Here is a 22,918-nt window from a genome sequence, read left to right as displayed (position 1 = left end):
GTCGCCCAGGATCAAATCACCGGCGGCGCGGCGCTACCGCGGTCAGCCAGGCCGCGATCTCGTCCACGACCGCAGGACCGACGTGGCCCGGGCGTGCGTACTCGGCCGGGGTGGCGGGGCCGCTGCCGGGGAAGAAGAAGTGGTTGGCGTTCTGATGGATCCGGATCGTCACCTCGGGCCGGTCCGCGAGCGCAGCCTGCCAGCGCGTCAGGTCGTCGGCGACGGTCACCTGGTAGTCCCGCCCGCCCTGCAGGATCAGCATCGGGCAGGTGAGGCCGGCCGCCGTGGCCACCGGGTCGTAGCCGCGCAGGTCGAGCCAGAAGGCGGCGGAGAGGCCGAGCGGCAGCAGTTCCGACGGGGTGTCAGGCGTGAGTTCGGAGCCGGCCACCAGCTCGGCCTGCCGGGTCAGCGCCGCCACCGCCTGGTCCGCGCCGGTACCGGGGGAGAGCGCCGCGAGATGGCGGGCCACCCGGACGGCGGCCTGGTGCATCGGCTGGGCGTCCGCGGCGAGCAGCACCAGCCCGGCGATCGACGGATCTGCCGCGGCGATCCGGGGCGCCGCCTTGCCGCCCATGCTGTGGCCGAGCAGGTGGATCCGGTCCGGAGCCACTTCGGGCCGGTCCCGGAGCAGTCGGACGGCGGCGAGCGCGGGCGGCAGGTACTCGTCGGCCATGGTGAAGTCCGCCGGCAGGCGGTGCGGGTGCTTGAAGGTCGCCTTGTCGAAGCGCAGGACCGCTACCTGTCGGGTGGCCAGTCCCCAGGCGAGGTCCTTGAGCGGCTTGTTGGGGCCGCTGCTCCCGTCCCGGTCGAACGCGCCGCCGCCGCTGAGCAGGACGACGGCGGGCCAGGGTCCGGAGCCGGGTCCGGAGCCGGGTCCGACGGGCAGGCTCAGCGTGCCGGACACGGCGAGCGGGCCGCTGCCGATCAGGACCTCCTGCTCGGTGAACCGGGCCGGGTCCGCGTAGGGGGGTGACTGCCAGGCGGGGCTGTCGGCGCCGTCCTCGCCGTGAGCGATGCGCAGACCGTGCAGCAGGCCGTCAGCGCCGACCGAAGTGACCAGGGTGAAGCCGCCGTTCGCGCAGGCCATCGGGATGCGGACGCGCACCAGGTCGGCTTCGCCCGGCTCGCTCGTCGGCTCCCCGATCGCGCCGACCCCGCCCTGTCCGGCGACCTCGGCCGCCCAGGCGAGCCGTAGCGCATCGGCCGACACCGCGGCGCGCAGGGGTGGTGCGAACAGCTCCACGGTCTCCACGAAACGCTCCGCCACCAGGAGCGCGGCGAAGTCCCGTGCCACCTTCAGTGTTCCCGCCTCATCCATTCGCATAATTGAGAAAGGTAGCAGATATGAGAAGGTTGGGACATGGACTCCCTGGAACTGCTCGCCCACCCCATCCGGCTGCGGATCGTGCATGCGATGGGCGGCGGAAGGCTGCTGACCACCGCTCAGCTCTGCGCACGCATCCCGGAAGCCTCCAAAGCCACCGTCTACCGGCACATCGACCTGCTCGTCACCGGCGGGATCCTGGAGGTGGCCGAGGAACGCCGGGTCCGCGGCGCGGTGGAGCGGCACTACCGGCTGCGCCAGGACCGAGCCGTGGTCGGCCCCGAGGCGGTCCGCACACTCACCCCCGCCGACCACCGGCAGGCCTTCGCCACCGCGATGACCGCCCTGCTGGCCGAGTTCAACGCCTACCTGGACCGCGAGGCGGCCGACCCGGTGGCCGACCAGGTGGGCTACCGGCAACACGCCCTCTGGCTCAGCCCGGAGGAACTGGACGAGCTGATCGGCGACATGCGCGCGGCCATCGTGCCCAAGTTGGCCAACCGCCCGGGCCCGGGCCGGGCGCAGTACCTGCTGAGCCCGATCCACTTCCCGGTGGAAGCCCCGCCGCAGTGAGCCGTGGGGCCGGGACCTGACGGCCCGCCACCAACACCCTGGTCTCCTCGCTCCGCGTCACCCCGTGACCTCTCCGTCGAGGAAGGTGAGCACCGCGGGGGAGGCGAGGGCGCGGAACTCCTCGAAGTAGGCGTGCCGGGCCCCGTTGACGAGGTGCAGCGCGGCCCCGCGGATGCGCTCGGCCAGCAGGGGCGCGTTGGCGGCGGGGTTGAACCGGTCGTCCGTGCCGTGGATGACCAGGGTGGGGGCGGTGATGCCAGGCAGCGCGTCCCAGGCGTCGTGTCCGGCGCTGGCCGCCAGGTGGCGCCGCCGGGCGAAGCCGGGCAGCTCGGGGTCGCCGAGGGTCTGCTGCGGGCCGGGATGCGTGGCGGTCCAGGCGGGCGTGTACATCAGGTCCAGCAAGGCGCGCCGCGCGGCCTCCCGGTCGGGTTGCGCGAGCGACCTGCGGACGGTGTTGTCGCGCTCGACGCCGTGCGCGCCGCCGGGCGAGGTGCAGCCGAGGACCAGCGCCCCGACCCGTTCGGGATGGTCGGCGGCCAGCCACTGGGCGACCCGGCCGCCCATCGAGGTCCCGTAGACATGGGCCCGCTCCACGCCCAGGTCGTCCAGCACCGCGACCGCGTCGGCGGCGAACCCCCGGGTGCTGTAGGGGCGGTCGGGCTTGTCGCTGGCGCCGGTGCCGAGCCAGTCGAGGGTGATGGTGCGGTAGCCGTCCTCGAAGTCCTCCCGCACTCCGTCCCACCAGTGGTGGGTGTTGGCCTGCCCGGCCAGCAGGAGGAGCGGCGTTCCGCGGCCGGCGGTCTGGTAGGCGACGGCGGCGCCGTCCCGGGTGATTGCTCTGCGCACACCGGAGACCCTATGCGCCGCTCGGCGCCGGATTGCGACCGCCCGGGGTCACTTGCTCTCCAGTCGTCCCAGCGCGTGGGCGTCGGCGAGGACGGATCGGGCCGTCTGCCAGTCGGTGTGGTCCACGCCGGTGACGTGGCGCAGATAGGCGAGGGTGACCTGCTGGACGAGGGCGACACGGACGGGGTCCTCGTCGGTGGTCTCTGCTGCCCGGTAGCCGGAGATGCCGCCGAGGGAGTGCTCGCCGCCGTAGACCGTGAGCAGGCTCTTGTTGCCGCGGCTGAGGGTGTAGGGATCGCTGGTCCAGTCGGGCCCCCGGGTGGAGAGCGGGAGGTCGTCCTTGTCGCCGGCGACCACCAGTCCCGGGGCGGTGATGTGGGAGAAGTCCTGGTCGCGGAGCCAGGGGAGCCTCTCGTGGGCGAAGGGGGTCAGTTCGTCGCCGCCCTTGCCGGCCGTGGCCAGCTGGATGCTGGCCACGACCCGGGAGTCGGACAGGTCCTCGGCGGTGCCGGTCAGGGGGTCGGTGACGCGCAGACCTACCAGGATGCCCGCGGTCTGGCCCCCGAAGGAGTGGCCCGCTGCGACGATCCGGCTGTGGTCGACCCTGCCGGACAGGCCCGGCACGGATGCCTCCAGCAGCTCGAGCTCATCCAGGATGCGCTTCATGTCCTGCACGCGGTAGCGCCACAGGTGCGGCCAGCGGGAGTCGTCCGCGGCGATGGCGACTCGGTTGGAGTCGAGATGCGTGGCTTGGACCACCACGAAGCCGTGAGCGGCCCAATGGTCGACCAGCGGCGCGTAGCCGTCCAGGTCGGAGCCGAATCCGTGTGCGAAGAGCACGACCGGCAGGCGTGTGCCAGAGAGCGGTGCGGAAACGCGTACGTTCAGGTCCTGGCCGCGCTGGGGTGCGGGCAGCACGATCGGCTTGACCGTCAGGGTCGGGGTGGGAGCGGGGCCGGTGAGGCCGGTCGTCCGGTGGGTCGTCATGCGAACTACGCTAAAACCTGACGTCGACGTCAAAGGCAAGTCGTCATGGCACGGATCACATGGAGCTCGCAATGCGCATCGGGGAACTCGCCCGCCGCACCGGCGTCAGCACCCGGGCGCTGCGGTACTACGAGGAGCAGGACCTGCTCACCGCCGAGCGCAGCAGCACCGGCCAGCGCCACTACCCGGAATCCGCGGTTGCCCGGATCCTCCTGGTCCGGGAACTGTTCACCGCCGGTCTGTCGAGCAGGACCATCGCCGAACTCACGCCCTGCGTCGTCGACGGCAAGGCCACTCCCGAACTCCTGAACCGCCTGGCCGTGGAGCGCGGTCACATCGACCAGCACATCGCCGATCTCACGCACACCCGAGACCGGCTCGACGCGGTCATCGCCGGCGCCTCCGCATCCATGGACACCGGGACCCCCTGCCGTCCCGACCCGGTACCGACCGATCCGGCACAGGTCGGCGGCGCCACCAGTACCTAGGAGTCCTCGGTCTCGGCCGTCTCGTGGAAGGCGGCGATCGCCTCGCCGTTGGATCGGGCCCATGCGGTCAGCATCGTGATCGGTTCCCGGAGTGTGCTCCCGAGTTCGGTCAGGCTGTACTCCACCCGAGGCGGCGCTTCCGCGTACACCTGGCGCTCGACCAGTCCATGGCTCTGAAGCCGGCGCAGGGTCTGGGTGAGGACCTTGCGCGAGACGCCGCCGATCAGCTCGACCAGTTCGCCGTGGCGCAGCGGGCCGTCGCTCAGCGCGAACAGGGTGACCACGGCCCACTTGCTGGCGATGATCTCGATGGCCAGCCTGGCCGGGCAGTCGGCGAGGAAGACGGTTCCGGGGCGGAGGCTCATAGGCCGAAGGGTACCTTTTGGTACCTATCGGATCTCTACCGTCGAGGGTGTGCAACGCACCGCCCCGCAGGGCGCCGGGACCGGGTTCGCCCCGGTCCGTCACGAAGGGCTCCGCGGCACCGAGGAGCCTGCTTCCGACGCTGCGCCCGCCGTGCGGCACGAATGCGGCTGAGCCCTCCGCTCAGCGCACCGTGACCCGTCCGCTCATCCATGCCCACTCCAAGGGAACAGTCATGCCTGCATCGAACACCTATGTCCTCGTCCACGGCGCCTGGCACGACGGGCAGGCCTGGGACCGCGTCGCCGCACTGCTCACGGTCCAGGGGCACCGTGTCCTCGCGCCCTCCCTCACCGGCCACGGGGACAAGGCTCACCTGCTGGGCCCCGAGGTCGGACTGGTCACCCACGTGAACGACGTCGTCGGTCTCATCCTCGACCTGGATCTGAACGACGTCGTACTCGTCGGGCACAGCTACGCGGGCCTGGTCATCTCCGGCGTGGCGAACCGGATCCCGGACCGGGTCTCGCACCTGGTGTACGTCGACGCGATGGTGCCCACGCACGGAGAGAACGCGATCGATGTCATGCCGCTCACGCAGGGCATGATCGACGGTGCCGCCGCCGATGCCCAGCCCTGGCGCATCCCGCCGCTGCCGGAGTTCCCCGCACCGTTGGGCCTGTTCGGAGTCACCGATCCCGACGACCTCGTCTGGCTCAAGGCCATGCTCACCGACGAATCAGTCCTCTGCTTCCAGCAGCCCGTCGAGATGGACAACCCCGCGCAGGCACTGATCCCCCGGACCCACATTCTCTGTGTCGGCAGCCAGCCGACGGGCGTCACCCGGCGGCCCGTCCCGCGGACGCAGCCCAATGGCGAGCCGTCACGCATCCACGAACTGCAGAGCGGTCACGACTGCATGATCATCAAGCCTGCGGAACTCAGCGAACTGCTGCTCCGCACGGACTGATCCGCGCATTCGATCCGCGGTCGGGGCACAGTGCGTCGGGGGCCGCGGTGCGCCGGGGAGCGCGGCCGACCGTGCGAGTTGAGGGGGCGTCATCGGCGAGGCGGCGCGCGGCGCGGCGAGTGCGCTGCGAAAGTCGGGCCAGGTCAGTCCGTTCCGCCCTGGACCGAGGAGCCCCGGTGCGCCGTGCCGCGAGACGTTGCGTCACCTTCGCCGTCTGCGTCGCGGCCGCCGCGACGCCGCTGAGCGCGTGCAGTGCACTGGTTCCCGGGGCCGGCAGCCAGCTGGCCCCGGCGCCGTCCGGTCCGGTGTCGACGGCCGTCCCTGCGGGCAGCGTCACGCTCACGGTGTCGAGCTCGGAGAACTCGGGCACGACCCGGGCCCTGGCCGCGGCCTTCGAGAAGCTGCACCCCAACGTCACCATCGACTACAGGTACACGGCGGCGGGGGACTACAACACCAGCCTGAACCTCACCCTCTCCTCGGCCGACGCACCCGACCTGGCGCTGCTGAACATGATCGGAACCACGGTCAGGGCCAACCTGGTGCGCGACCTGGACCCGTACGTTGCCGCGTACGGGTGGGACCGGGCCTGTCCCAGCACCGAGCTGGACCAGTGGCGGGCAAGCAACGACGGCAGGCAGCTGGGCAGCGGGCACCTGTGGGCGGCGCCGGCCGGCTTCTCCCTGGTCGGGGTCTACTACGACAAGGCTCTGGCCGCGAAACTCGGCATCACCGCGCCCACCACCTTCGCCGACTTCCAGGCCGACCTGGCCAAGGCCAAGGCGGCCGGTGCGGTTCCGATCCAACTGGGCAACCTGCAGGGCCACGCCAGCTTCGTGTTCCAGTCGATCGCCGACTCGGTCGACGGCGCGGCCAGGAGCACCGCCTGGGCCTACGGCGTGCCGCACGCCACCATCGCCTCGCCGGGCGGCACCAAGGGTGCCGAGGACCTGGCCGACTGGGCCAAGCAGGGCTTCCTGCCCGCCGGCGCCAACGGCACCGACCTGCCGGGCTCGGTGGCGGCCTTCGCCAAGGGCCAGGGGCTGTTCCTCTTCGACGGAAGCTGGGACGGGGCCCTCATCGACAAGGCGATGCCGAGCAAGGCCGGCTTCTTCGCGCTGCCGGGGGCCACCGCGTCCGCACCGGTGACCGGGATCGGCACCTCGGTCGCCTACGCGATCCCGACCAGGGCCCGGCACCCGGACCTGGCCGCGGCGTTCCTGAACTTCATGGGCAGCGCCCGGGCCGCGCAGATCGAGTTCAGCACCGGCTTCATGCCGCTCGCCCACGCGGACGCGGTCATCGCCCCGCCCGGCAGCGTGCTCGCCGACATCGCCACCGCCTGGGCGAAAGTGAACCGGGGCAACGGCCTGGTGCCGTTCTTCAACAACACCACCGCGACCATGGCGGACACCCTGACCTCCGCGGGCCAGGAACTGATCGGCGGCAGGTCCAGCGCGGCGCAGTACGTGGCCGCGCTCCAGGCGGACTGGCAGAAGGGGCACCGGTGAGCCTCCCGACGGCACGCGCCCTGCGGCGCCACCGCAGCGGGACCGCCCCGCGGCGGCGACCGATCGCCTACCTGTACCTGGCCCCCGCCCTGCTGGCGTACACGGCCTTCGTCGCACTGCCGTGGCTGCACACGATCTGGCTGTCGCTGTTCACCTGGGACGGCGTCACCCTCGGTACCTGGGCGGGCCTGGGCAACTACCGACAGGTCCTCAGCGATCCGACCATGCTCGCGGCGCTGGAGCATGCGCTGGGCTTCGTCCTCTTCTTCGCCCTGCTGCCGGTGGCCGTCGGCCTGCTGCTCGCCGCCGTGACCGGTGGCCGGGGCGGGCGCCGGTACCGGGTCGCGCGCACCGTGCTGTTCCTGCCCCAGGTGGTGCCACTGGTCGCGGTCGGCGTGGTGTGGCGCTGGATGTACGCCCAGGACGGCACCGTCAACCAGGCGCTGCGCGCGGTCGGCCTGGGCTCGCTCACCCGGGCCTGGCTGGGCGACTTCACCTGGGCGTACGTGGCCGTCGGGGCGGTCGGGACCTGGGTGATGACGGGCCTGTGCCTGGTGGTGTTCCAGGCCGGCATCCAGAAGATCGACACCAGCCTCTACGAGGCGGCCCGCCTGGACGGCGCCGGACCGGTGCAGGAGTTCCGCGCCGTCACCCTCCCCGGGCTGCGCGCCGAGATCCGCGTCGCACTGACCGTCACCGTCATCGCCGCGCTGGCCGGCTTCGACGTGGTCTATGTGACCACCGGCGGCGGCCCGGGCAACTCCACCGTCGTCCCCGGTGTGCTGATCTACCGTCTGGCGTTCACCGACGGCCAGGTCGGCGCGGCCTGCGCGCTGGCCGTGGCGCTGAGCACACTCATCTGCCTGGTGGTCCTCGCCATCAGCCGGCTCACCCGGGAGAAGCCGTGACCACCACCCCCGTCCGACAACGAGGTGACAGCGCAGCACCCGGGACCGGCCTCCCCGCGCCGGATCCGGACCCGGTGGCGGAAACTGGGCTCCGGAACGGGAGCAGGCTGCGGGTGCGCGGCCCGGATCTGGCGGGCCTGGCCGGACCGGTCGTGATGACGGTGTTCTCCCTCGCCGTGCTGATCCCCTTCGCCAGCCTCCTGCTGGCCGCCCTCAACCCGCCGGGCACCGTGGTGTCCGGACTGTCCTGGCCCGCGCACCCGACACTGAGGACCTTCGGCGCCGCCTGGTCGGCAGCGGGATTCGGGACCCTGCTGCGCAACAGCGCCGTCGTCGTACTCGGTGTGGTGCCGCTCGCGCTGTTCTGCGCGACGCTGGCCGGCTTCGCCTTCGCGACCATGGAGTTCCGCGGACGCGGCGCGCTGTTCGCGTTCCTGCTGCTCGGGCTGACCCTGCCGTACGAGGCGGCGGTCGTACCGCTCTACTACGACCTGCGCGACCTGGGGCTGACCGACACCCCGCTCGCGCTGGTCCTGGCCCTGGTCGGCCTCTTCATGCCCTTCGGCGCATTCTGGATGCGCCAGCAGTTCCTGGCCCTGCCCGCCGAGTTGGTCGAGGCCGCGGCACTGGACGGCGCGGGCAGCTGGACCGTGCTGTGGCGGGTGCTGGTGCCCTGCTGCCGCCCCGCGCTGACCACGCTCGGACTGCTGTACACGCTGTGGGGCTGGAACCAGTTCCTGCTCGCACTGGTCCTGATCCAGGACCCGGCCAAGCGCACCGCCCCGGCCGGCCTGGGGTTCTTCGTCGGCGCCCACAGCGTGGACGTGCCGATGCTCGCCGCCGCGACCCTCATCGTCATCACCCCGGTGCTGCTGCTCCACCTCTTCTTCCAGCGCCACTTCCTCAGCGGCATGCTCGCCGGCGCGGTCAAGGGCTGAGGTCCCGCTGACCCGGCCGACCCCGATCGTTGCGGCAAGACAACTCCTCGCCGTGGCCGAGGACGCGGTGAACTGACTGTCCGGCTATGCCGCAGTGCGGCTGAGGCGGATCCAGCGGAAGCCGTACCCGCCCAGTTCCAGCCCGCTCAGCTCCGGTTCGGGTTCCTGGTAGCGGCGGTCGCCGAAGACCTCGCCGAAGTCGGGGCCGGTGCCGTCGAGCAGCCCCAGGTCCAGGGTGACCTGCTGGTCGGAGAGGTTGTGGACGAACAGCACGGCGCCGGTGGGGGAGTCCGCGCGGTGCGCGAGGACGGAGGCCGGCAGGTCGGCGTCGATGACCCGGCAGCTGCCCCGGCCCACCTCCGGGCACTCGCGCAGCATCCGGATCGCCCGCTCCAGGAAGGAGAGCAGCGAGTCCGGATTGCGCCGCTGCTCGGTGACGTTGACGGAGTGGTAGCTGTAGGGACCGGTCCTGATCAGCTCGGGGGAGTGGCCGCGGCGCGGAGCTCCGCTGAAGCCGGCGCCCGGGTGCTGGGACCACTGCATCGGGGTGCGGATGGACTCGCGTCCGGGCAGCCGCAGGTCCTCGCCCATGCCGATCTCCTCGCCGTAGCGGATCACCGGAGTGCCACGCAGCGACAGCATCAGCGCATAGGCCAGGCGGAGCCGCTGCTGGTCGCCGCCCAGCATCGGGGCCATCCGGCGGCGGATGCCGCGGCCGTACAGCTGCATGGACTCGTCGGGGGCGAAGGCGGCGAAGACGGCCTTGCGCTGGGCGGGTTCGAGCCGGCTGAGGTCGGCCTCGTCGTGCAGCCGCAGGAAGGTCGCCCACTGCGCCGGTCCGGGCAGCTGGGGGCTGTTCCGGATCAGTTCGGTCACCGGCGCGGACTCCCCGGTGGCCAGGGCCAGCAGCAGGCGGCCGTTGAGCGGGAAGTCGAACAGCAGGTGCATCCGGTCGTCGGAGCCGCCCGCGTCGGCGAAGAAGTCGACGAGCCGGTCCGGCGGGACGTTGGCCTCGGCCAGCAGGACGGCGTCACCGCGGATCCAGGAGAGGTGCTCGCGCAGCTCGGTCAGGAAGGCCCAGTCCTCCTCCGGGTCGGGGACATCAGGGCGGGTCAGCTCGATCACGAAGGGTGCCGCGTCCACCCGGAAGCCGGCCACCCCGAGCTGGGCCCAGAATCCGACGATCCGTTTGATCTCCTCGCGGACCTTCGGGTTGGCGATGTCGAGGTCGGGCTCGCAGTCGTAGAAGCGGTGGTAGTACCAGGCACCGGCCTCCTCCTGCCAGGTCCAGGTCTCGTCCTGCTCGCCGGGGAAGACGATGCCCTGCCTGCGGTCGGTGGGCTCGTCGGCGGACCAGACGTACCAGTCGCGGTAGGGCGACCCGGGGTCGGCGACGGCCGAGCGGAACCAGGGGTGGCGGTCCGAGGTGTGGTTGACCACCAGGTCGATGATCACCCGGATACCCCGGTCGGCACAGGCGCGGAGCAGGTCGGCGAAGTCGCCGAGGGTGCCCAGCCTCGGGTGCACGTTGTAGAAGTCGGTGACGTCGTAGCCGCCGTCGCGCATCGGCGAGGGGTGGATCGGGTTGAGCCACAGGCAGGTCGCGCCGAGCCGGGTGATGTGGTCCAGCCGGCTGATCAGGCCGCGCAGGTCGCCCACGCCGTCGTCGTCGGAGTCCTGGAAGGAGTCGACGTCCACGCAGTAGACCACTGCCTGCTTGTACCAGTGCCCGATCATGCTGCTCCTAGGGGTGGCCGGAGTCGACGTCGACCGGTGGCAGGTCGGCGAGTTCCTTTTTGCTCACGTGTACCCGGACGGTGTCGCCGACGCTGGTCACCAGGGTGATCGGAACGGCCACGGTCTTCCTGCCCAGCAGGTGCCCCTCCTGCAGGAGCACATGGGTCGCGCACTGGTCCTCCGGGTCGACCACCAGTCCTTGGACGTGGCCGACCTCCCCGTCGGTGGCCTCGGCCCGCTGGCCGCGCCGGATCTGGACCTCACCGCTGGGGACCCGTTCGTGTGTCGTCGGCGCGGTTACGCCGGCGCCCAGGACCGGAAGCAGCCCCGGTGCCCCGATGCCGGCGGTGCCCGCGCCCAGCCCGTAGTAGGGCCACAGGATCACCTGGTCGGCGCCGAACCCCAGGGTGTCCTCGTCAGCCGGTACGAATTCGGTCTCCTCGGCGGGTTCCAGCATCCGGAAGGCCTGGGTGTCGCACCGCAGCAGCACGCCGGCGCCCCCCGGTTCGCGGCTCTCGTCGACCAGGTCCACCGGCACCAGCCGGCTGACGTCGTGCCCGGGATCCACCACCAGATGGGTCAGCCTGAGCGCCACCGGGTCCAGCAGCACCCGGTCCAGTCGTCCGCACTCACCGTCGCTGCAGCTGACCGGCTCGCCGATCGCATAGGAGGCATCCATTTGGGCTTCCTTCTCTCCACGCCTCGATCCGTCGCGCCGCACCGGCGCGACGGATCGCCTTCCCGGTCGACGGAGTCGGACACCTGCGGCGACCGACCGGGTCCCTATTGCTCTTTCGTGGCCTCGAGTTCTCATCGACGTCGGCAAGGGCGCTTGTTTGGTGCGTCGATGCGGGGGCACACGCTGGCCAGGAGGATGATAAACAATGGGTGCACTTCTTTTGGTTCTGCTGCTGGCCCTGATTCTGGGTGGCGTGGGCTTCGCGGTTCATATTCTGTGGTGGATCGCCATCATCGTGCTGGTCGTGTGGGCGCTGGGCTTCGTGTTCCGCGGTGCGGGCTCCGGCGGTGGTCGCGGCCGCTGGTACCGCTGGTAGCTCGCTTCCTGGCCCCTCGCAATTCCTGATGCGCCGCCCCCGTCGGGGCGGCGCATCAGCATGACCGGCACAAAGTTCGTGGCTGTCTGAATATCCGGAAAGGAATCCGGCCGGACGGCCCAGGATCTGCTCGCGGAGATGTTTCCTTCATTTGTCCGTGTGCCCCCGGAAGTGAGGGGTAGGCGCTGTGGAGAAGAGACGACCTACGAACGACGGGAGCGGCACATGGGCACCGAGGACAAGGCCGGCAACATGGCGGACAAGCTCAAGGGCAAGGTCAAGGAGGCGGCCGGCAAGGCCGTCGGCAACGAGCGTCTGCAGGCCGAAGGCAAGGGCGACCAGGTCAAGGGCGACGCCAAGCAGGCGGTCGAGAAGGCCAAGGACGCGCTCAAGGACTGAGCCCGTGCGTCTGGTTCCGTTCGCGGTTCCATCAGGTGGCCCCTCGGTAGACCGAGGGGCCACCTGTGCGTCCTGCGGCCCGTGCGCTCCGTCTTCCGGTCGTTCCGGTCGGCAGGGCACCGACCGGAGGCGCGGTGTCCTACCCCGTCGTCAGTTCTGGTCCCCGGTCCCGCCGTCGGTGGGGCCGAGGTCTGCTGGTGGCCGCCCCACGGACACCATGCCGCTGTCCACCCGCGCCAAGCTCCTGATGAGCGTGCAGAGCGTGGCCGCCCTGCTCACCTCGCTGCTGGTGATCGCACGGGCCGTCAGCATCCTGCACTGATCGTGCCTGCAAGGGGTAGCCGACCGGCATCGGCCCGGGACGACCGCTGTGACCGGGCCCGCTCAGCGACTATCCCAGGAGAGCCCATGAGTACACCGCAGTCCGGACAGGTCGTCGTGGTCACCGGCGCGAGCGGCGGCATCGGCCGCGCCACCGCACAGGCCTTCGCGGCCCGGGGTGCGAAGGTCGCCCTGCTCGCCCGGGGCGAGGCCGGCCTGGCCGGCGCGACCGAGGACGTCGAGCGCCTGGGCGGCCGGCCGCTGGCCATCGCCACCGACATGGCCGACCCCGACCAGGTCGAAGCCGCCGCCGCACGTGTCGAGGAGGAGCTCGGCCCGATCGACGTCTGGGTCAATGTCGCGTTCACCTCGGTGTTCTCGCCCTTCACCGAGATCACAGCCGCCGAGTACAAGCGCGTGACCGAGGTCAACTACCTCGGCTACGTCTACGGCACCATGGCCGCCCTGACGCGGATGAAGCCCCGGAACGCCGGGACGATCGTCCAGGTCGGCTCGGCGCTGGCCTACCGCGGCATCCCGCTGCAGACCGCCTACTGCGGCTCCAAGCACGCGATCCAGGGCTTCAACGAAGCCCTGCGCTGCGAACTGCTGCACGAGCGCAGCGCCGTGCGCACCACCATGGTGCAGATGCCCGCCGTCAACACCCCGCAGTTCGACTGGGTGCTCTCCCGACTGCCCGAGCCTGCCCAGCCGGTCCCGCCGATCTACGAACCCGAGGTCGCCGCCCGCGCCGTCGTGTACGCGGCCGACCACCCCGGGCGCCGCGAATACTGGGTCGGCGGCAGCACCATGGGCACCCTGATCGCCAACGCCGTGGCTCCGGGACTGCTGGACCGCTACCTGGCCAGGACCGGCTTCTCCTCCCAGCAGGACGACCGGCCGCAGAACCCCGACCACCCCACCAACCTCTGGCAGCCCGCCGACGGCAAGGACGGCCACGACTACACCGCACACGGCAGCTTCGACGACCGGGCCACCTCCCGCAGCCCCCAACTGTGGGCCTCCCAGCACCACGGCGCCCTCGCTCTCGCCGCCGCGGGCCTCCTGGTCGCAGCCGCCGCAGGGCTCCGAGCGCGACGCTGAACCGATGCGTCGAGGGCCTGACGTCACCGAAAGGGGGAAGGCGCCTGCCATGGGACGTGCCAAGGAACCTGAGGACTGGCTGCTGACCGCGGCCGAACGCGGCAATCCCGCGACCGGCATCGACGCCCGGCATGAGGACGGCGCCGCCTGGAGCCGGGGCAACCTGGTGCGCCCGCTGGTGCACGGCCGTAGCTACTTCGCCGCGCTGATCGACGCCGTCCAGGCCCAACGGCCCGGTGACCTGCTGCTGTTCACCGACTGGCGCGGGGACCCCGACGAACCCCTGGACGACAAGGACTCCGTTGGGGAGGTGCTCTGCCGGGCGGCCGAACGCGGCGTGGTGGTCAAGGGCCTGGTCTGGCGTTCGCACCTGGACCGGTTCCAGTTCAGCGAACGCGAGAACCGTCACCTGGGCGAGGAGATCGAGGCGGCCGGCGGCGAGTGCCTGCTCGACATGAGGGTGCGCCCCGGCGGCTCGCACCACCAGAAGTTCGTGGTGCTGCGCCACCCCGACCGCCCCGAGCACGACATCGCCTTCGTCGGCGGTATCGACCTGTGCCACAGCCGACGCGACGACGCCGATCACGACGGCGATCCGCACGCCCAGCCCATGGCCGCCGACTACGGTCCCCGGCCACCCTGGCACGACCTGCAGCTGGCGATCCGCGGTCCGGCCGTCGGCGACGTCGAGGCGGTCTTCCGCGAGCGCTGGCAGGACCCCTCCCCGCTCAGCCGCAGCCTGCCGGGGCGCGTCCGCCAGGTGATGAACCATCAGGACACCGTCGCCGACCCGCTTCCGCCCCAACCGCCGGACCCGGCCCCGGTGGACGGCGGACCCCACACGGTGCAGCTGCTGCGGACCTATCCGGCCATGCGCCACGGCTACCCCTTCGCCCCGAGCGGCGAGCGCAGCATCGCCCGCGGCTACCGCAAGGCCCTGGCCCGGGCACGGTCACTGGTCCACCTGGAGGACCAGTACCTGTGGTCGGCCCCGATCGTGGCGAGCTTCGCCGAGGCACTGGCCCGCGAGCCACGACTGCGGATGATCGCCGTGATCCCGCTCCAACCGGACCAGGACGGCCGGATGACCGGTCCGATGAACCTGCTGGGCCGCGTCGAGGCCCTGCGACTGCTGCGCAGCGCAGGCGGGGAGCGCTTCGCGGTGTACGGGGTGGAGAACCACGCCGGCACCCCCGTCTACGTCCACGCCAAGGTGTGCGTCATCGACGACGTGTGGGCCGCGGTGGGCTCGGACAACGTCAACCGCCGCTCCTGGACCCACGACTCGGAGCTGAGCTGCGCCGTACTCGACAGCACCCCCGATCCCCGGGAGCCCACCGACCCCGGCGGCCTGGGCGACGGGGCCCGGGTCTACGCCCGCGACCTGCGGCTGACCCTGGCCCGCGAACACCTCGACCTGCCCCTCGGCGACCAGCGCTCCGACCTGCTGTGCGACCCCGAACTGGCCTTCCGCGCCTTCGCCGACTCGGCCGCCGCCCTCGACGCCTGGCACGCCGGCGGCCGCACCGGCCCGCGCCCACCCGGACGGCTGCGCCGCTACCGCACCCCGCGACTCTCGCGGACCGCCACCCTGCTGAGCACCCCGCTGCAGCGACTCGTCGCCGACCCGGACGGCCGCCCACGCGCGCTGCGCCGCAACGACGCCTTCTGAGAACCGCTGTGCCCACGCCGGGCCGTGGTTGCGGAACGCCGGGACATGGGCCGCAGCGGGCGGGGTAGGCGTGGCACTCGAGCGGGACCACCGCGGAGCGGCGTCTCCCGCTGACAACCGGACACGACGTCCTCGTGCGGACGAGGACCGAGGAGACCGCGATGACCCTGCCCGTCTGGGACGGCGACTTCCACCTCAGCGGGGCGAACCTGTTCGCCGGCCGCTACCGTCTCGGTCGCATCCTCGGGCGCGGCGGAGCAGCGACGGTGCACCAGGCGCTGGACGAGCGGCTGGGACGGCAGGTCGCGATCAAGGTCTTCCGGTCCGACGCCGAGAGCGATCTGGTCCGCCGCTTCGAAGTCGAGGCACGCCTGCTGGCCCGGCTGGACCACCCGGGACTGGTGAGGATCTTCGACTACGGACACACCCCGCAGGGCCCCTACCTGGTCCTGGAACTCCTGCCGGGACCGTCCTTGTCCGCAGCCCTGGTCAGCGGAGGCCCACGAGGGGCAGACGAGACCCTGCGCATCGGTTCGGACCTGGCCCGGACCCTGGAGTACGTGCACAGCCAGGGCGTCGTGCACCGCGATGTGAAGCCCGCCAACATCCTCTTCGACGAGGAGGGCCGACCACGGTTGGCCGACTTCGGGATCTCCCGCGTGGTGGACACCGCCGGCAGCACGCGGACCGGAACGGTGATGGGAACGGCCGCCTATCTGGCCCCGGAGCAGGTACGCGGACGCCGCGCCGGACCCACCGCGGACGTCTTCGCCCTGGGCCTGGTCCTGATCGAATGCCTGACCGGCAGACGCGAGTACGCGGGCACCCCGGTCGAGGCCGCCATCGCCCGCCTGCGCCGCCCGCCCGCCATCCCCACCGGACTGCCCAGGGCGCTGACGCAGCTGCTGGAACTCATGACCCGCATCAACCCCGACGAGCGCATCACCGCCGAGCAATGCAGCGCACTGCTGGCCGAGAGCCTGCGCCGCACCGGGCGGCCGGAGGCAGCGCCCGGGCCGTCGTCGGGCGCTCCGTCCGTGCCACTGACCGCGGTCGCGGCCGCGCGTCCTACGGTTACTCCACACCACGGGTCCCGGCGGCGACGGGGCCCGCTCGCCGTCGTCGGCGCACTGGTGATCGGCGGCGTGCTCGCGGGCATCGTCGCCACCCATGGTGGCGCTCCGCAGCACCCTGCCGCCCACCAGTCCTCGGCCCCGGCCGGCGGCGTCACGGCAGGTCCCACAGGCGGGCATCCAGCGTCGGTGACGGGCCATTCCGCGGCCCGGCAGAGCACCTCGGCCGCGCCACCGTCCGCGACGGATCCGTCCCCCTCGGCCTCGGCCTCCGGCAGCGCCAGCGCCTCGTACGGCCAGACCAAGAAACCCAAGTCCAAGGTGAAGGATCCAGGCCAAAGTGCCCAGAAGAAGGGCTGAAGGCGACGTCCGAGGACGGCTGACGGAGCGACTGGCGCGACGGAGACCCCAGAGTCACCCACGGACCGTCAGGACGGCCACTCCGGTTCGGAGACGGTTGCGATGAGGGCGTCCAGGAGCACCTGGGCGGGCTGGGGCGCGGGCGGCTTGCCGTACACGGCGGCGACGACCTGACGGCGCATCCCCGGGATCCGGTCCAGCCTGACCCCCGGGTGCCGGTTGGCGCGCAGGGTGAGCCCGGGCAGCAGGCTGACCCCCAGTCCGGCCGCGACCAGCGCCTGGACGGCGACGTAGTCGTCGGTCTCGAACTCGACGATCGGCGAGAAGCCGGCCCGCCCGCAGGCGGCGACCAGATGCTCACGGCAGCGCTCGCACCCGGCTATCCAGCGGGTCTCCGCATAGGTGGCCAACTCCGCCCGGGGGCCGTCCCAGGACCGGTCGGCCGGGGTGACCATGTACAACGGCTCCTCGAGCAGCGGCGTCATGGTGGTGTCGCGGCGATCACGCTGCGGCGGATCGCCGTGCTCGAAGATCAGCGCCACGTCGACGTCGTTGTTGCGCAGGGCGCTGAGCGCCTCCGGCGGTTCGGCCTCGACCAGGGTGAGTTCGATGCCGGGGTACTGGGCCGAGACCCGGGCCGCCGCCAGCGGCACCAGGGTGGCCAGCGCCGAGGGGAAGGCCGCCAGCCGGACCCGGCCGGTGCCCAGGCCGGCCAGCTCGTCCAACTCCGCGTGCACCGACTCGACCTGAGCGAGGATCGACTCGGCGCGCTCCACCAGCAGTCGGCCGGCCTCGGTGAGCCGGATGCCGCGACCCATCCGCTGCAGCAGTGGCACGCCGACCTCGGCCTCGAGCTTGGCGAGCTGGTGGCTCACCGACGGCTGGGCGTAGTGCAGCGCCTCGGCGGCCGCGGTGACCGAACCTTCACGGGCGACGGCGACCAGGACGCGCAACCGACTCAAGTCGATCATTCGCGAATCATAGCCCGCTTCGATGACAGCCTCGAAAACACGCATTGGACCGTTACCGGGGTCACTGGGAGGGTGAGTGCGAAAGTTGGTGCGAGTGAGTTCGACCGCGCACCACCGTCGCACCGTCGACGAGCTCGCCCCCTCATTACGCGTGCCTGCCCCCTGGGCGCGGAAAAAGGAGAGCTGCATGACCACGGCTGTGAATCCACCGTCGCAATCGATGTCGGTGAGCGACAGCGCGGCGCGGACCCTGGCGAACGCCACCAAGACCGTTCCGCAGATGGCCTCCATCACGCCCCGCTGGCTGGTGCACCTGATGTCCTGGGTGCCGGTCGAGGCAGGCATCTACCGGGTGAACAAGGTCGTCCATCCCGAGTCGGTGCGCATCGAGTGCGACACCAACGACGAGTCGCCGCTGCCCGACACCTTCGTCGACTACTCGCAGGAGCCCCGGGAGTACCGGCTCAAGGCCGTCCAGACGGTCCTGGACCTGCACACCCGGATCGCCGACCTCTACTCCAGCCCGCACAACCAGACGGCACAGCAGCTGCGGCTGACCATCGAGGCGGTGAAGGAGCATCAGGAGGGCGAGCTGATCAACAGCCCCGAGTACGGGATGCTCAGCAGCGTGGCGGACACCCAGCGGATCTCCACCCTGGCCGGCCCGCCGACCCCCGACGACCTGGACGCCCTGATCACCAAGGTGTGGAAGCAGCCGGCCTTCTTCCTCACCCACCCGGAGGGGATCGCCGCTTTCGGCCGGGAGTGCACCCGGCGCGGCGTGCCGCCGGCGACGGTCAGCATGTTCGGCTCGCAGTTCATCACCTGGCGCGGCCTGCCGATCATCCCCTCGGACAAGGTCCCGCTGGTCAACGGCCGGACGAAGTTCCTGCTGCTGCGCACCGGCGAGTCGCGCCAGGGCGTGGTCGGACTGTTCCAGCCCGGGCTCTCGGGGGAGCAGGGGATGGGCCTGTCGGTGCGCTTCATGCAGATCGACCGCAGCGCCATCGCCTCCTACCTGATCTCCCTGTACTGCTCGCTCGCGGTGCTCACCGAGGACGCGCTGGCCGTGCTCGACGACGTCGAGGTGGACAAGATCCATGACTACGCCCCCACCTACCGCTGACGAAGCCGCGCCGGCGTGGCTGCCGGACGAGGCGACGCTGAGCCGGATGGCCGGGGAGTTCTTCCGGGCCTTGCCCGGACAGGCCAGCGGCCCGGAGGTTGCCGGCGCGGAGGTCGCCGGCGCGCAGGCTGCGGTTGCTGACGGACCGTCGGGGTGGCCGGCGCCGACCGGCCTGCCGGCCGCCGACCCGCCTCCTCCCGCGCCGACCGCGGGGATGAGCCCGCCGTCGGGACCGCCCCCGACCAGTGCCCCGGCCACCTACGCGGCGAACGCGCCGGGCCTGGCCGGACCCACCCCGGAGCTGCCGGCCCTGCCGGTGGTCCCCGGGCCCGCGCCGGCCGCGCCGGCCCAGCTCTCGGCCGGCCCCGGGCTCTACTACTTCCTCAACGAGGCACCCGGGTACCCCGCGGAGCCGCCGGAGCTCCCCGGCTTCGGTCACCTGGGGCTGCCACCCCTCTTCCAGCCCGAACCCGATCCCGAGCCGGCGCCGTCGGCCACGACCGCGCCGTACTACTTCGCCCAGGCAACCGCAGCACCCGCTGTGCCCGATGTCCCCGCCGGTGCACCTGCCGGACTGCCGCTCGACCCGCACCCCGCGTTCGACGTGCGTGCCGTCCGCCGGGACTTCCCGATCCTGTCCGAGCTGGTCAACGGCCGTCCGCTGATCTGGCTGGACAACGCCGCGACCACGCAGAAGCCGCGCGCGGTGATCGACCGGCTGGTCGAGTTCTACTCGCGGGAGAACTCCAACATCCACCGGGCGGCGCACGAGCTGGCGGCCCGGGCCACGGACGCCTACGAGGGCGCCAGGAAGACCGTCGCCCGGTTCGTCGGAGCGGGCTCCAGCGAGGAGATCGTCTTCGTCCGGGGCACCACCGAGGCGATCAACCTGGTGGCCAAGGCCTGGGGACCCCGGCACATCCGCGCGGGCGACGAGATCGTCATCTCGCACCTGGAGCACCACGCCAACATCGTGCCCTGGCAGATGCTCGCGCAGCAGACCGGTGCGGTGATCAAGGTGATCCCGGTCGACGACGACGGGCAGTTGCTGCTCGACGAGTACACCGCGCTGCTGTCCGACCGCACCAGGCTGGTCGCGGTGACCCAGATGTCCAACGCGCTCGGCACGGTCGTGCCGATCGAGCAGGTCATCGAGGCCGGGCACCGGGTCGGCGCCCGCGTCCTGGTCGACGCGGCGCAGTCGGTGCCGCACCTGCCGATCGACGTCACCGCGCTGGACGCGGACTTCCTGGTCTTCTCCGGCCACAAGCTGTTCGGGCCCACCGGGATCGGGGTGCTCTACGCCAAACGGGAGGTGCTGGAGTCGATGCCGCCGTGGGAGGGCGGCGGCAACATGATCGTCGACGTCACCTTCGAGCACTCCAGCTACCAGCCCCCGCCCGGCCGCTTCGAGGCCGGCACCGGCAACATCGCCGACGCGGTGGGACTGGCCGCAGCCATCCACTACGTAGAGCGCATCGGCCTGCCGAACATCGCCGGCTACGAACACACCCTGCTCGAACACGCCACCGAAGGCCTGCGCGGCGTTCCCGGACTCCGGCTGGTGGGCACGGCCGCGCACAAGGCGAGCATCGTCTCGTTCGTCCTGGACGGCTACCAGCCCAGCGAGGTCGGCACCGCTCTCAACGAGGAGGGCATCGCGGTGCGTTCGGGCCACCACTGCGCCCAGCCGATCCTGCGCCGCTACGGCCTGGAAGCCACCGTCCGCCCCTCGTTCGCCTTCTACAACACCCACGAGGAGGTGGACACCCTGATCGCCGCCGTACACCGACTCGCAGCCCGCCGGGGCCCGTCGTTCCGGCGCTAGATCCCGCCGGGGTGGTCGGCGTCCCAGCGCTGCCTGGAGGCGGCGATTCCGGCCTTGTGCTCGCGCGACCAGTCGGCCAGAGCGGTGATCGCCGCCGCGAGGCTGCGGCCGGTGGGGGTGAGGCGGTAGTCGGTCTGCGGCGGAATGGTCGGGTAGACGGTGCGCTCGACCAGGCCGTCGCGCACCAGCCGCTTGGTGGTCACCGTCAGCATCCGCTGGGAGATGCCCGGGATCGTCTGGTGCAGTTCGCCGAAGCGCCGGGTGCCCTTGGTCAGCACGACGATCACCAGGACCGACCACCGGTCGCCGAGCCGGTCCAGGACGTCGCGGATGCCGCAGTCGTCCTCGCACACGTCGGGAGCGAGCTCGTGTACCGGCGTTTCCGTGATGGTGCTCAACGTGTCCCTCCGGGGTTCGGCGATCCGTCGTGCCGTCAACGTCCGGTGCCGGAGCCTGATTCCCCGACGGCGGCTCGGGGGTCCGGGCTGCGAGACGCCGGTCACACCCGGGGCCGGGACGACCGCCCCTGGCTGCAGGGTTACCGCGGTGGGCGTGACGGACTGCGAAGTGCCTGCTTCCCGGGCCGGCCCGGCCGGCGGATGGTCGGTGCCGTCAGCACCGCACATCCGTAGGGGAGTTGTTCTCAGTGATTCTTGTGACCGGTACCTCCGGCAGCCTCGGCGGCCTGATCCTGCAGGGCCTGCGCGGCGTCGCGGGGCGGGAGGTCGTGGCGGGCACCCGCACCGGCGACGGCAGGACCGTCCGCCGCGTCGACTTCGACGACCCCGCATCGCTGCCCGCGGCATTCCGGGACGTGGACGTACTGGTGGCCGTCTCCGCCGGATACGCCGAGGACGACGTGGTGATCGCCCGTCACGGCGCCATGGCTGACGCCGCGGCGGCCGCGGGCGTGCGCCATGTGATCTACACCAGCCTGGGATCGTCCGGCGACTCGATGACCATCGCCCTGCCGCACCGCTGGACGGAGACCCGCCTGGCCGCAGGGCCGTTCAGCACGACGATCCTGCGCAACGGCCTGTACTCGGAGGTCCCGGTCGGCCTGGCGGCAGCGGCCGCGGCACAGACCGCGACCACCGGGGTGTTCCGCGCCGCGCTCGGCGACGGCAGCGTCTCGGTCGTGGTCAAGGAGGACCTGGCCGACGCGGCCGTGCGGGTCGCCGACGAGGCGCAGCGCGACCTCGCCGCCGGGGGAGCCAACCGCCATGCGGGCCGGGTCTACGAACTGGAGGGCGACACCGCCGTCGGCGGGGCCGACATCGCCCGGATCCTGACCGGGGCGCTCGGCCGACCGGTCGACTACCAGCCCGCCTCACTGGCGCAGACCCGCTCGGCCCTGTCCGGCAGCGGCCTGGAGCCCTACCAGATCACCCACGCCCTCTCCCTGTTCGCCAATGTGATCGCCGGCCGCGCCCGGGCCCACTCCTCCGACCTGGCGACCCTGCTGCCGCGACCGCCCCGCCCGGTCGAACCCGCGATCACCGCCACGGTGACCGCCGGCGCCTACCGAAGCCAGTCCGTCACGGTGACGGGGGGCTAGAGCGGGATACGTGGTGATGCGGCTGCGGAACTACGCGGCACGCGGGATGGCGACGCGGTTCGCCGACCCCGGGGTGCGAGCAGGTCCAGGGGATCAGGCCTTGCCCAGGAGCTCCCGCACATGCTGGACGATCTCCTCGTTGGTGTAGGCGTGGCCGCCGATGCCCCAGCCGCCGGGGACCGCCTCGGTCAGTGCGACCCAGGTGCGCTCGGCCAGCGAGGGGTCGCCGGCAGCCGACGCGACCAGCTCCGAGACCTCCTTGACCAGGCCGATCTGCTGCTCCCGGTCGAGCGCGCCCGCGTTGGTGGTCACCGCCACGCGTACGTGGTCGGTGCCGCCACCGGCGGTGGAGAAGCTGTCGGGGTCGAGTTCGTGGACGAAGGCGGCGGTGTTGTCCGAGAAGAATGGGATGATCGGAACCTTCTCCCAGCGCATGATCGCCTGGGCGAGCTGCTGGGCCAGGCCCTTGCGGTCCTTGATCAGCCCCTTGGGGGCGTACACGTCGATCATGGGCATGGGATCGCTCCTCGATCTGCGATGTGATGTGGGATCTGTGCCGTGAACCGTCGCGTGCGGAGCAGCCGAGCGCTCCCCACCCGGCAAGCGTCCCCCGGACGGGGCGGCCGAGAGATCCCGTGGCGCACGTAGTCCTGCAGCCGACAGCGGTCAGGCGGCCCCGACGACTGCCACGGCCGGGAACGCGCGGCCAGGACTCGCCGAGGGCGTCGCCCACCCGGCGTGTGCAGCGGCAGATGCAGCAGGAAGCACCAGGAGTTGGGCAAGATGGAGGACACCAGTCCTCGCCC

23 protein-coding genes are annotated in these 22,918 nt (G+C 71.7%); 14 read left to right on the top strand and 9 right to left on the bottom strand.

What is annotated here, in order from left to right:
* Positions 1 to 16: 16 nt before the first annotated feature.
* Entirely contained in the window at positions 17 to 1,318 is a 1,302-nt protein-coding gene (locus IF29_RS0120150) for an alpha/beta hydrolase family protein (RefSeq protein WP_051725550.1), read from the bottom strand.
* 42 nt (positions 1,319 to 1,360) lie between these two features.
* Between IF29_RS0120150 and IF29_RS0120145 the strand changes: the two genes are divergently transcribed.
* A complete protein-coding gene (locus tag IF29_RS0120145; protein WP_030256760.1) occupies positions 1,361 to 1,897 on the top strand; it encodes a helix-turn-helix domain-containing protein in 537 nt (178 codons plus the stop codon).
* Positions 1,898 to 1,954: 57 nt separating this feature from the next.
* Here the strand turns inward: IF29_RS0120145 and IF29_RS0120140 are convergent, their stop codons facing one another.
* Together IF29_RS0120140 and IF29_RS0120135 are read right to left on the bottom strand one after the other, a co-directional pair.
* Positions 1,955 to 2,743, bottom strand: coding sequence for an alpha/beta fold hydrolase (locus IF29_RS0120140; RefSeq protein ID WP_030256758.1), 789 nt, complete (start codon positions 2,741 to 2,743; stop codon positions 1,955 to 1,957).
* 48 nt (positions 2,744 to 2,791) lie between these two features.
* Positions 2,792 to 3,730: an alpha/beta hydrolase family protein gene (locus IF29_RS0120135; RefSeq protein ID WP_030256755.1), complete on the bottom strand. Its 939-nt coding sequence runs from the start codon at positions 3,728 to 3,730 to the stop codon at positions 2,792 to 2,794.
* 71 nt (positions 3,731 to 3,801) lie between these two features.
* Here IF29_RS0120135 and IF29_RS0120130 point away from each other — a divergent pair, with 71 nt between their 5' ends.
* The gene (locus IF29_RS0120130) at positions 3,802 to 4,218 is read left to right on the top strand and encodes a MerR family transcriptional regulator (protein WP_030256752.1); all 417 of its coding nucleotides are present in this window, start codon (positions 3,802 to 3,804) and stop codon (positions 4,216 to 4,218) included.
* On the opposite strand, the gene IF29_RS0120125 is transcribed toward IF29_RS0120130, so the two are convergent.
* The gene (locus IF29_RS0120125; protein WP_030256748.1) at positions 4,215 to 4,583 is read right to left on the bottom strand and encodes a winged helix-turn-helix transcriptional regulator; all 369 of its coding nucleotides are present in this window, start codon (positions 4,581 to 4,583) and stop codon (positions 4,215 to 4,217) included. The genes IF29_RS0120130 and IF29_RS0120125 overlap by 4 nt on opposite strands.
* A gap of 233 nt (positions 4,584 to 4,816) precedes the next feature.
* On the opposite strand from IF29_RS0120125, the gene IF29_RS0120120 reads away from it, so the two are divergent.
* The 4 genes from IF29_RS0120120 (at position 4,817) to IF29_RS0120105 (ending at position 8,908) form a co-directional block, all read left to right on the top strand.
* Positions 4,817 to 5,551 (top strand): alpha/beta fold hydrolase, encoded by a 735-nt coding sequence (locus IF29_RS0120120; RefSeq protein ID WP_030256746.1) that lies wholly within the window; start codon positions 4,817 to 4,819, stop codon positions 5,549 to 5,551.
* Positions 5,552 to 5,727: 176 nt separating this feature from the next.
* Positions 5,728 to 7,062, top strand: coding sequence for an ABC transporter substrate-binding protein (locus IF29_RS0120115; protein ID WP_030256745.1), 1,335 nt, complete (start codon positions 5,728 to 5,730; stop codon positions 7,060 to 7,062).
* Positions 7,059 to 7,970, top strand: a complete 912-nt coding sequence (locus IF29_RS0120110; RefSeq protein ID WP_051725549.1) for a carbohydrate ABC transporter permease — start codon at positions 7,059 to 7,061, stop codon at positions 7,968 to 7,970. Before IF29_RS0120115 ends, IF29_RS0120110 begins: the two co-directional genes overlap by 4 nt.
* Positions 7,971 to 8,083: 113 nt before the next feature.
* Entirely contained in the window at positions 8,084 to 8,908 is an 825-nt protein-coding gene (locus tag IF29_RS0120105; RefSeq protein ID WP_232242218.1) for a carbohydrate ABC transporter permease, read from the top strand.
* An 84-nt stretch (positions 8,909 to 8,992) separates the two neighbouring features.
* Here IF29_RS0120105 and IF29_RS0120100 read toward each other — a convergent pair whose 3' ends face one another.
* Together IF29_RS0120100 and IF29_RS0120095 are read right to left on the bottom strand one after the other, a co-directional pair.
* A complete protein-coding gene (locus tag IF29_RS0120100) occupies positions 8,993 to 10,645 on the bottom strand; it encodes an alpha-amylase family protein (RefSeq protein ID WP_030256737.1) in 1,653 nt (550 codons plus the stop codon).
* 7 nt (positions 10,646 to 10,652) lie between these two features.
* Positions 10,653 to 11,324 carry a PRC-barrel domain-containing protein gene (locus IF29_RS0120095; RefSeq protein WP_030256734.1) on the bottom strand — a complete coding sequence of 224 codons (672 nt, stop codon included), beginning with the start codon at positions 11,322 to 11,324 and terminating at the stop codon, positions 10,653 to 10,655.
* A gap of 205 nt (positions 11,325 to 11,529) precedes the next feature.
* Between IF29_RS0120095 and IF29_RS0120090 the strand changes: the two genes are divergently transcribed.
* The 5 genes from IF29_RS0120090 to IF29_RS43745 all read left to right on the top strand — a co-directional run bounded on the left by IF29_RS0120090 (position 11,530) and on the right by IF29_RS43745 (position 16,629).
* On the top strand, positions 11,530 to 11,700 hold the full coding sequence (locus IF29_RS0120090) for a hypothetical protein (RefSeq protein ID WP_030256732.1): 171 nt from the start codon (positions 11,530 to 11,532) through the stop codon (positions 11,698 to 11,700).
* 225 nt (positions 11,701 to 11,925) lie between these two features.
* Positions 11,926 to 12,099, top strand: a complete 174-nt coding sequence (locus IF29_RS44460; protein WP_030256731.1) for a CsbD family protein — start codon at positions 11,926 to 11,928, stop codon at positions 12,097 to 12,099.
* Positions 12,100 to 12,507: 408 nt separating this feature from the next.
* Positions 12,508 to 13,524, top strand: a complete 1,017-nt coding sequence (locus IF29_RS0120075) for an SDR family oxidoreductase (protein ID WP_030256729.1) — start codon at positions 12,508 to 12,510, stop codon at positions 13,522 to 13,524.
* Positions 13,525 to 13,573: 49 nt separating this feature from the next.
* Positions 13,574 to 15,196: a phospholipase D family protein gene (locus IF29_RS48550; RefSeq protein ID WP_030256727.1), complete on the top strand. Its 1,623-nt coding sequence runs from the start codon at positions 13,574 to 13,576 to the stop codon at positions 15,194 to 15,196.
* Between the two features lie 161 nt (positions 15,197 to 15,357).
* A complete protein-coding gene (locus tag IF29_RS43745; protein WP_051725548.1) occupies positions 15,358 to 16,629 on the top strand; it encodes a serine/threonine-protein kinase in 1,272 nt (423 codons plus the stop codon).
* A 68-nt stretch (positions 16,630 to 16,697) separates the two neighbouring features.
* Here the strand turns inward: IF29_RS43745 and IF29_RS0120060 are convergent, their stop codons facing one another.
* Entirely contained in the window at positions 16,698 to 17,600 is a 903-nt protein-coding gene (locus tag IF29_RS0120060; protein WP_030256723.1) for a LysR family transcriptional regulator, read from the bottom strand.
* A 187-nt stretch (positions 17,601 to 17,787) separates the two neighbouring features.
* Here IF29_RS0120060 and IF29_RS0120055 point away from each other — a divergent pair, with 187 nt between their 5' ends.
* Both IF29_RS0120055 and IF29_RS0120050 read left to right on the top strand, forming a co-directional pair.
* Entirely contained in the window at positions 17,788 to 18,726 is a 939-nt protein-coding gene (locus IF29_RS0120055; protein ID WP_030256721.1) for a family 2A encapsulin nanocompartment shell protein, read from the top strand.
* Positions 18,701 to 20,554, top strand: coding sequence for a family 2A encapsulin nanocompartment cargo protein cysteine desulfurase (locus IF29_RS0120050; RefSeq protein WP_030256719.1), 1,854 nt, complete (start codon positions 18,701 to 18,703; stop codon positions 20,552 to 20,554). Before IF29_RS0120055 ends, IF29_RS0120050 begins: the two co-directional genes overlap by 26 nt.
* On the opposite strand, the gene IF29_RS47760 is transcribed toward IF29_RS0120050, so the two are convergent.
* On the bottom strand, positions 20,551 to 20,952 hold the full coding sequence (locus IF29_RS47760) for a winged helix-turn-helix transcriptional regulator (protein WP_030256715.1): 402 nt from the start codon (positions 20,950 to 20,952) through the stop codon (positions 20,551 to 20,553). The genes IF29_RS0120050 and IF29_RS47760 overlap by 4 nt on opposite strands.
* Positions 20,953 to 21,209: 257 nt before the next feature.
* Between IF29_RS47760 and IF29_RS0120040 the strand changes: the two genes are divergently transcribed.
* Positions 21,210 to 22,112 carry an NmrA family NAD(P)-binding protein gene (locus IF29_RS0120040; protein ID WP_232242217.1) on the top strand — a complete coding sequence of 301 codons (903 nt, stop codon included), beginning with the start codon at positions 21,210 to 21,212 and terminating at the stop codon, positions 22,110 to 22,112.
* Between the two features lie 93 nt (positions 22,113 to 22,205).
* Here IF29_RS0120040 and IF29_RS0120035 read toward each other — a convergent pair whose 3' ends face one another.
* Complete coding sequence (locus IF29_RS0120035) at positions 22,206 to 22,628, bottom strand: tautomerase family protein (RefSeq protein ID WP_051725546.1); 423 nt, start codon at positions 22,626 to 22,628, stop codon at positions 22,206 to 22,208.
* Between the last annotated feature and the right edge of the window lie 290 nt (positions 22,629 to 22,918).

Origin of the sequence: Streptacidiphilus jeojiense (assembly GCF_000719095.1) — a bacterium.
Lineage (GTDB): Bacteria > Actinomycetota > Actinomycetes > Streptomycetales > Streptomycetaceae > Streptacidiphilus > Streptacidiphilus jeojiensis.
The sequence above is the reverse complement of the archived record's forward strand: the minus strand, read 5'-3'. Positions and strand labels throughout refer to the sequence as shown.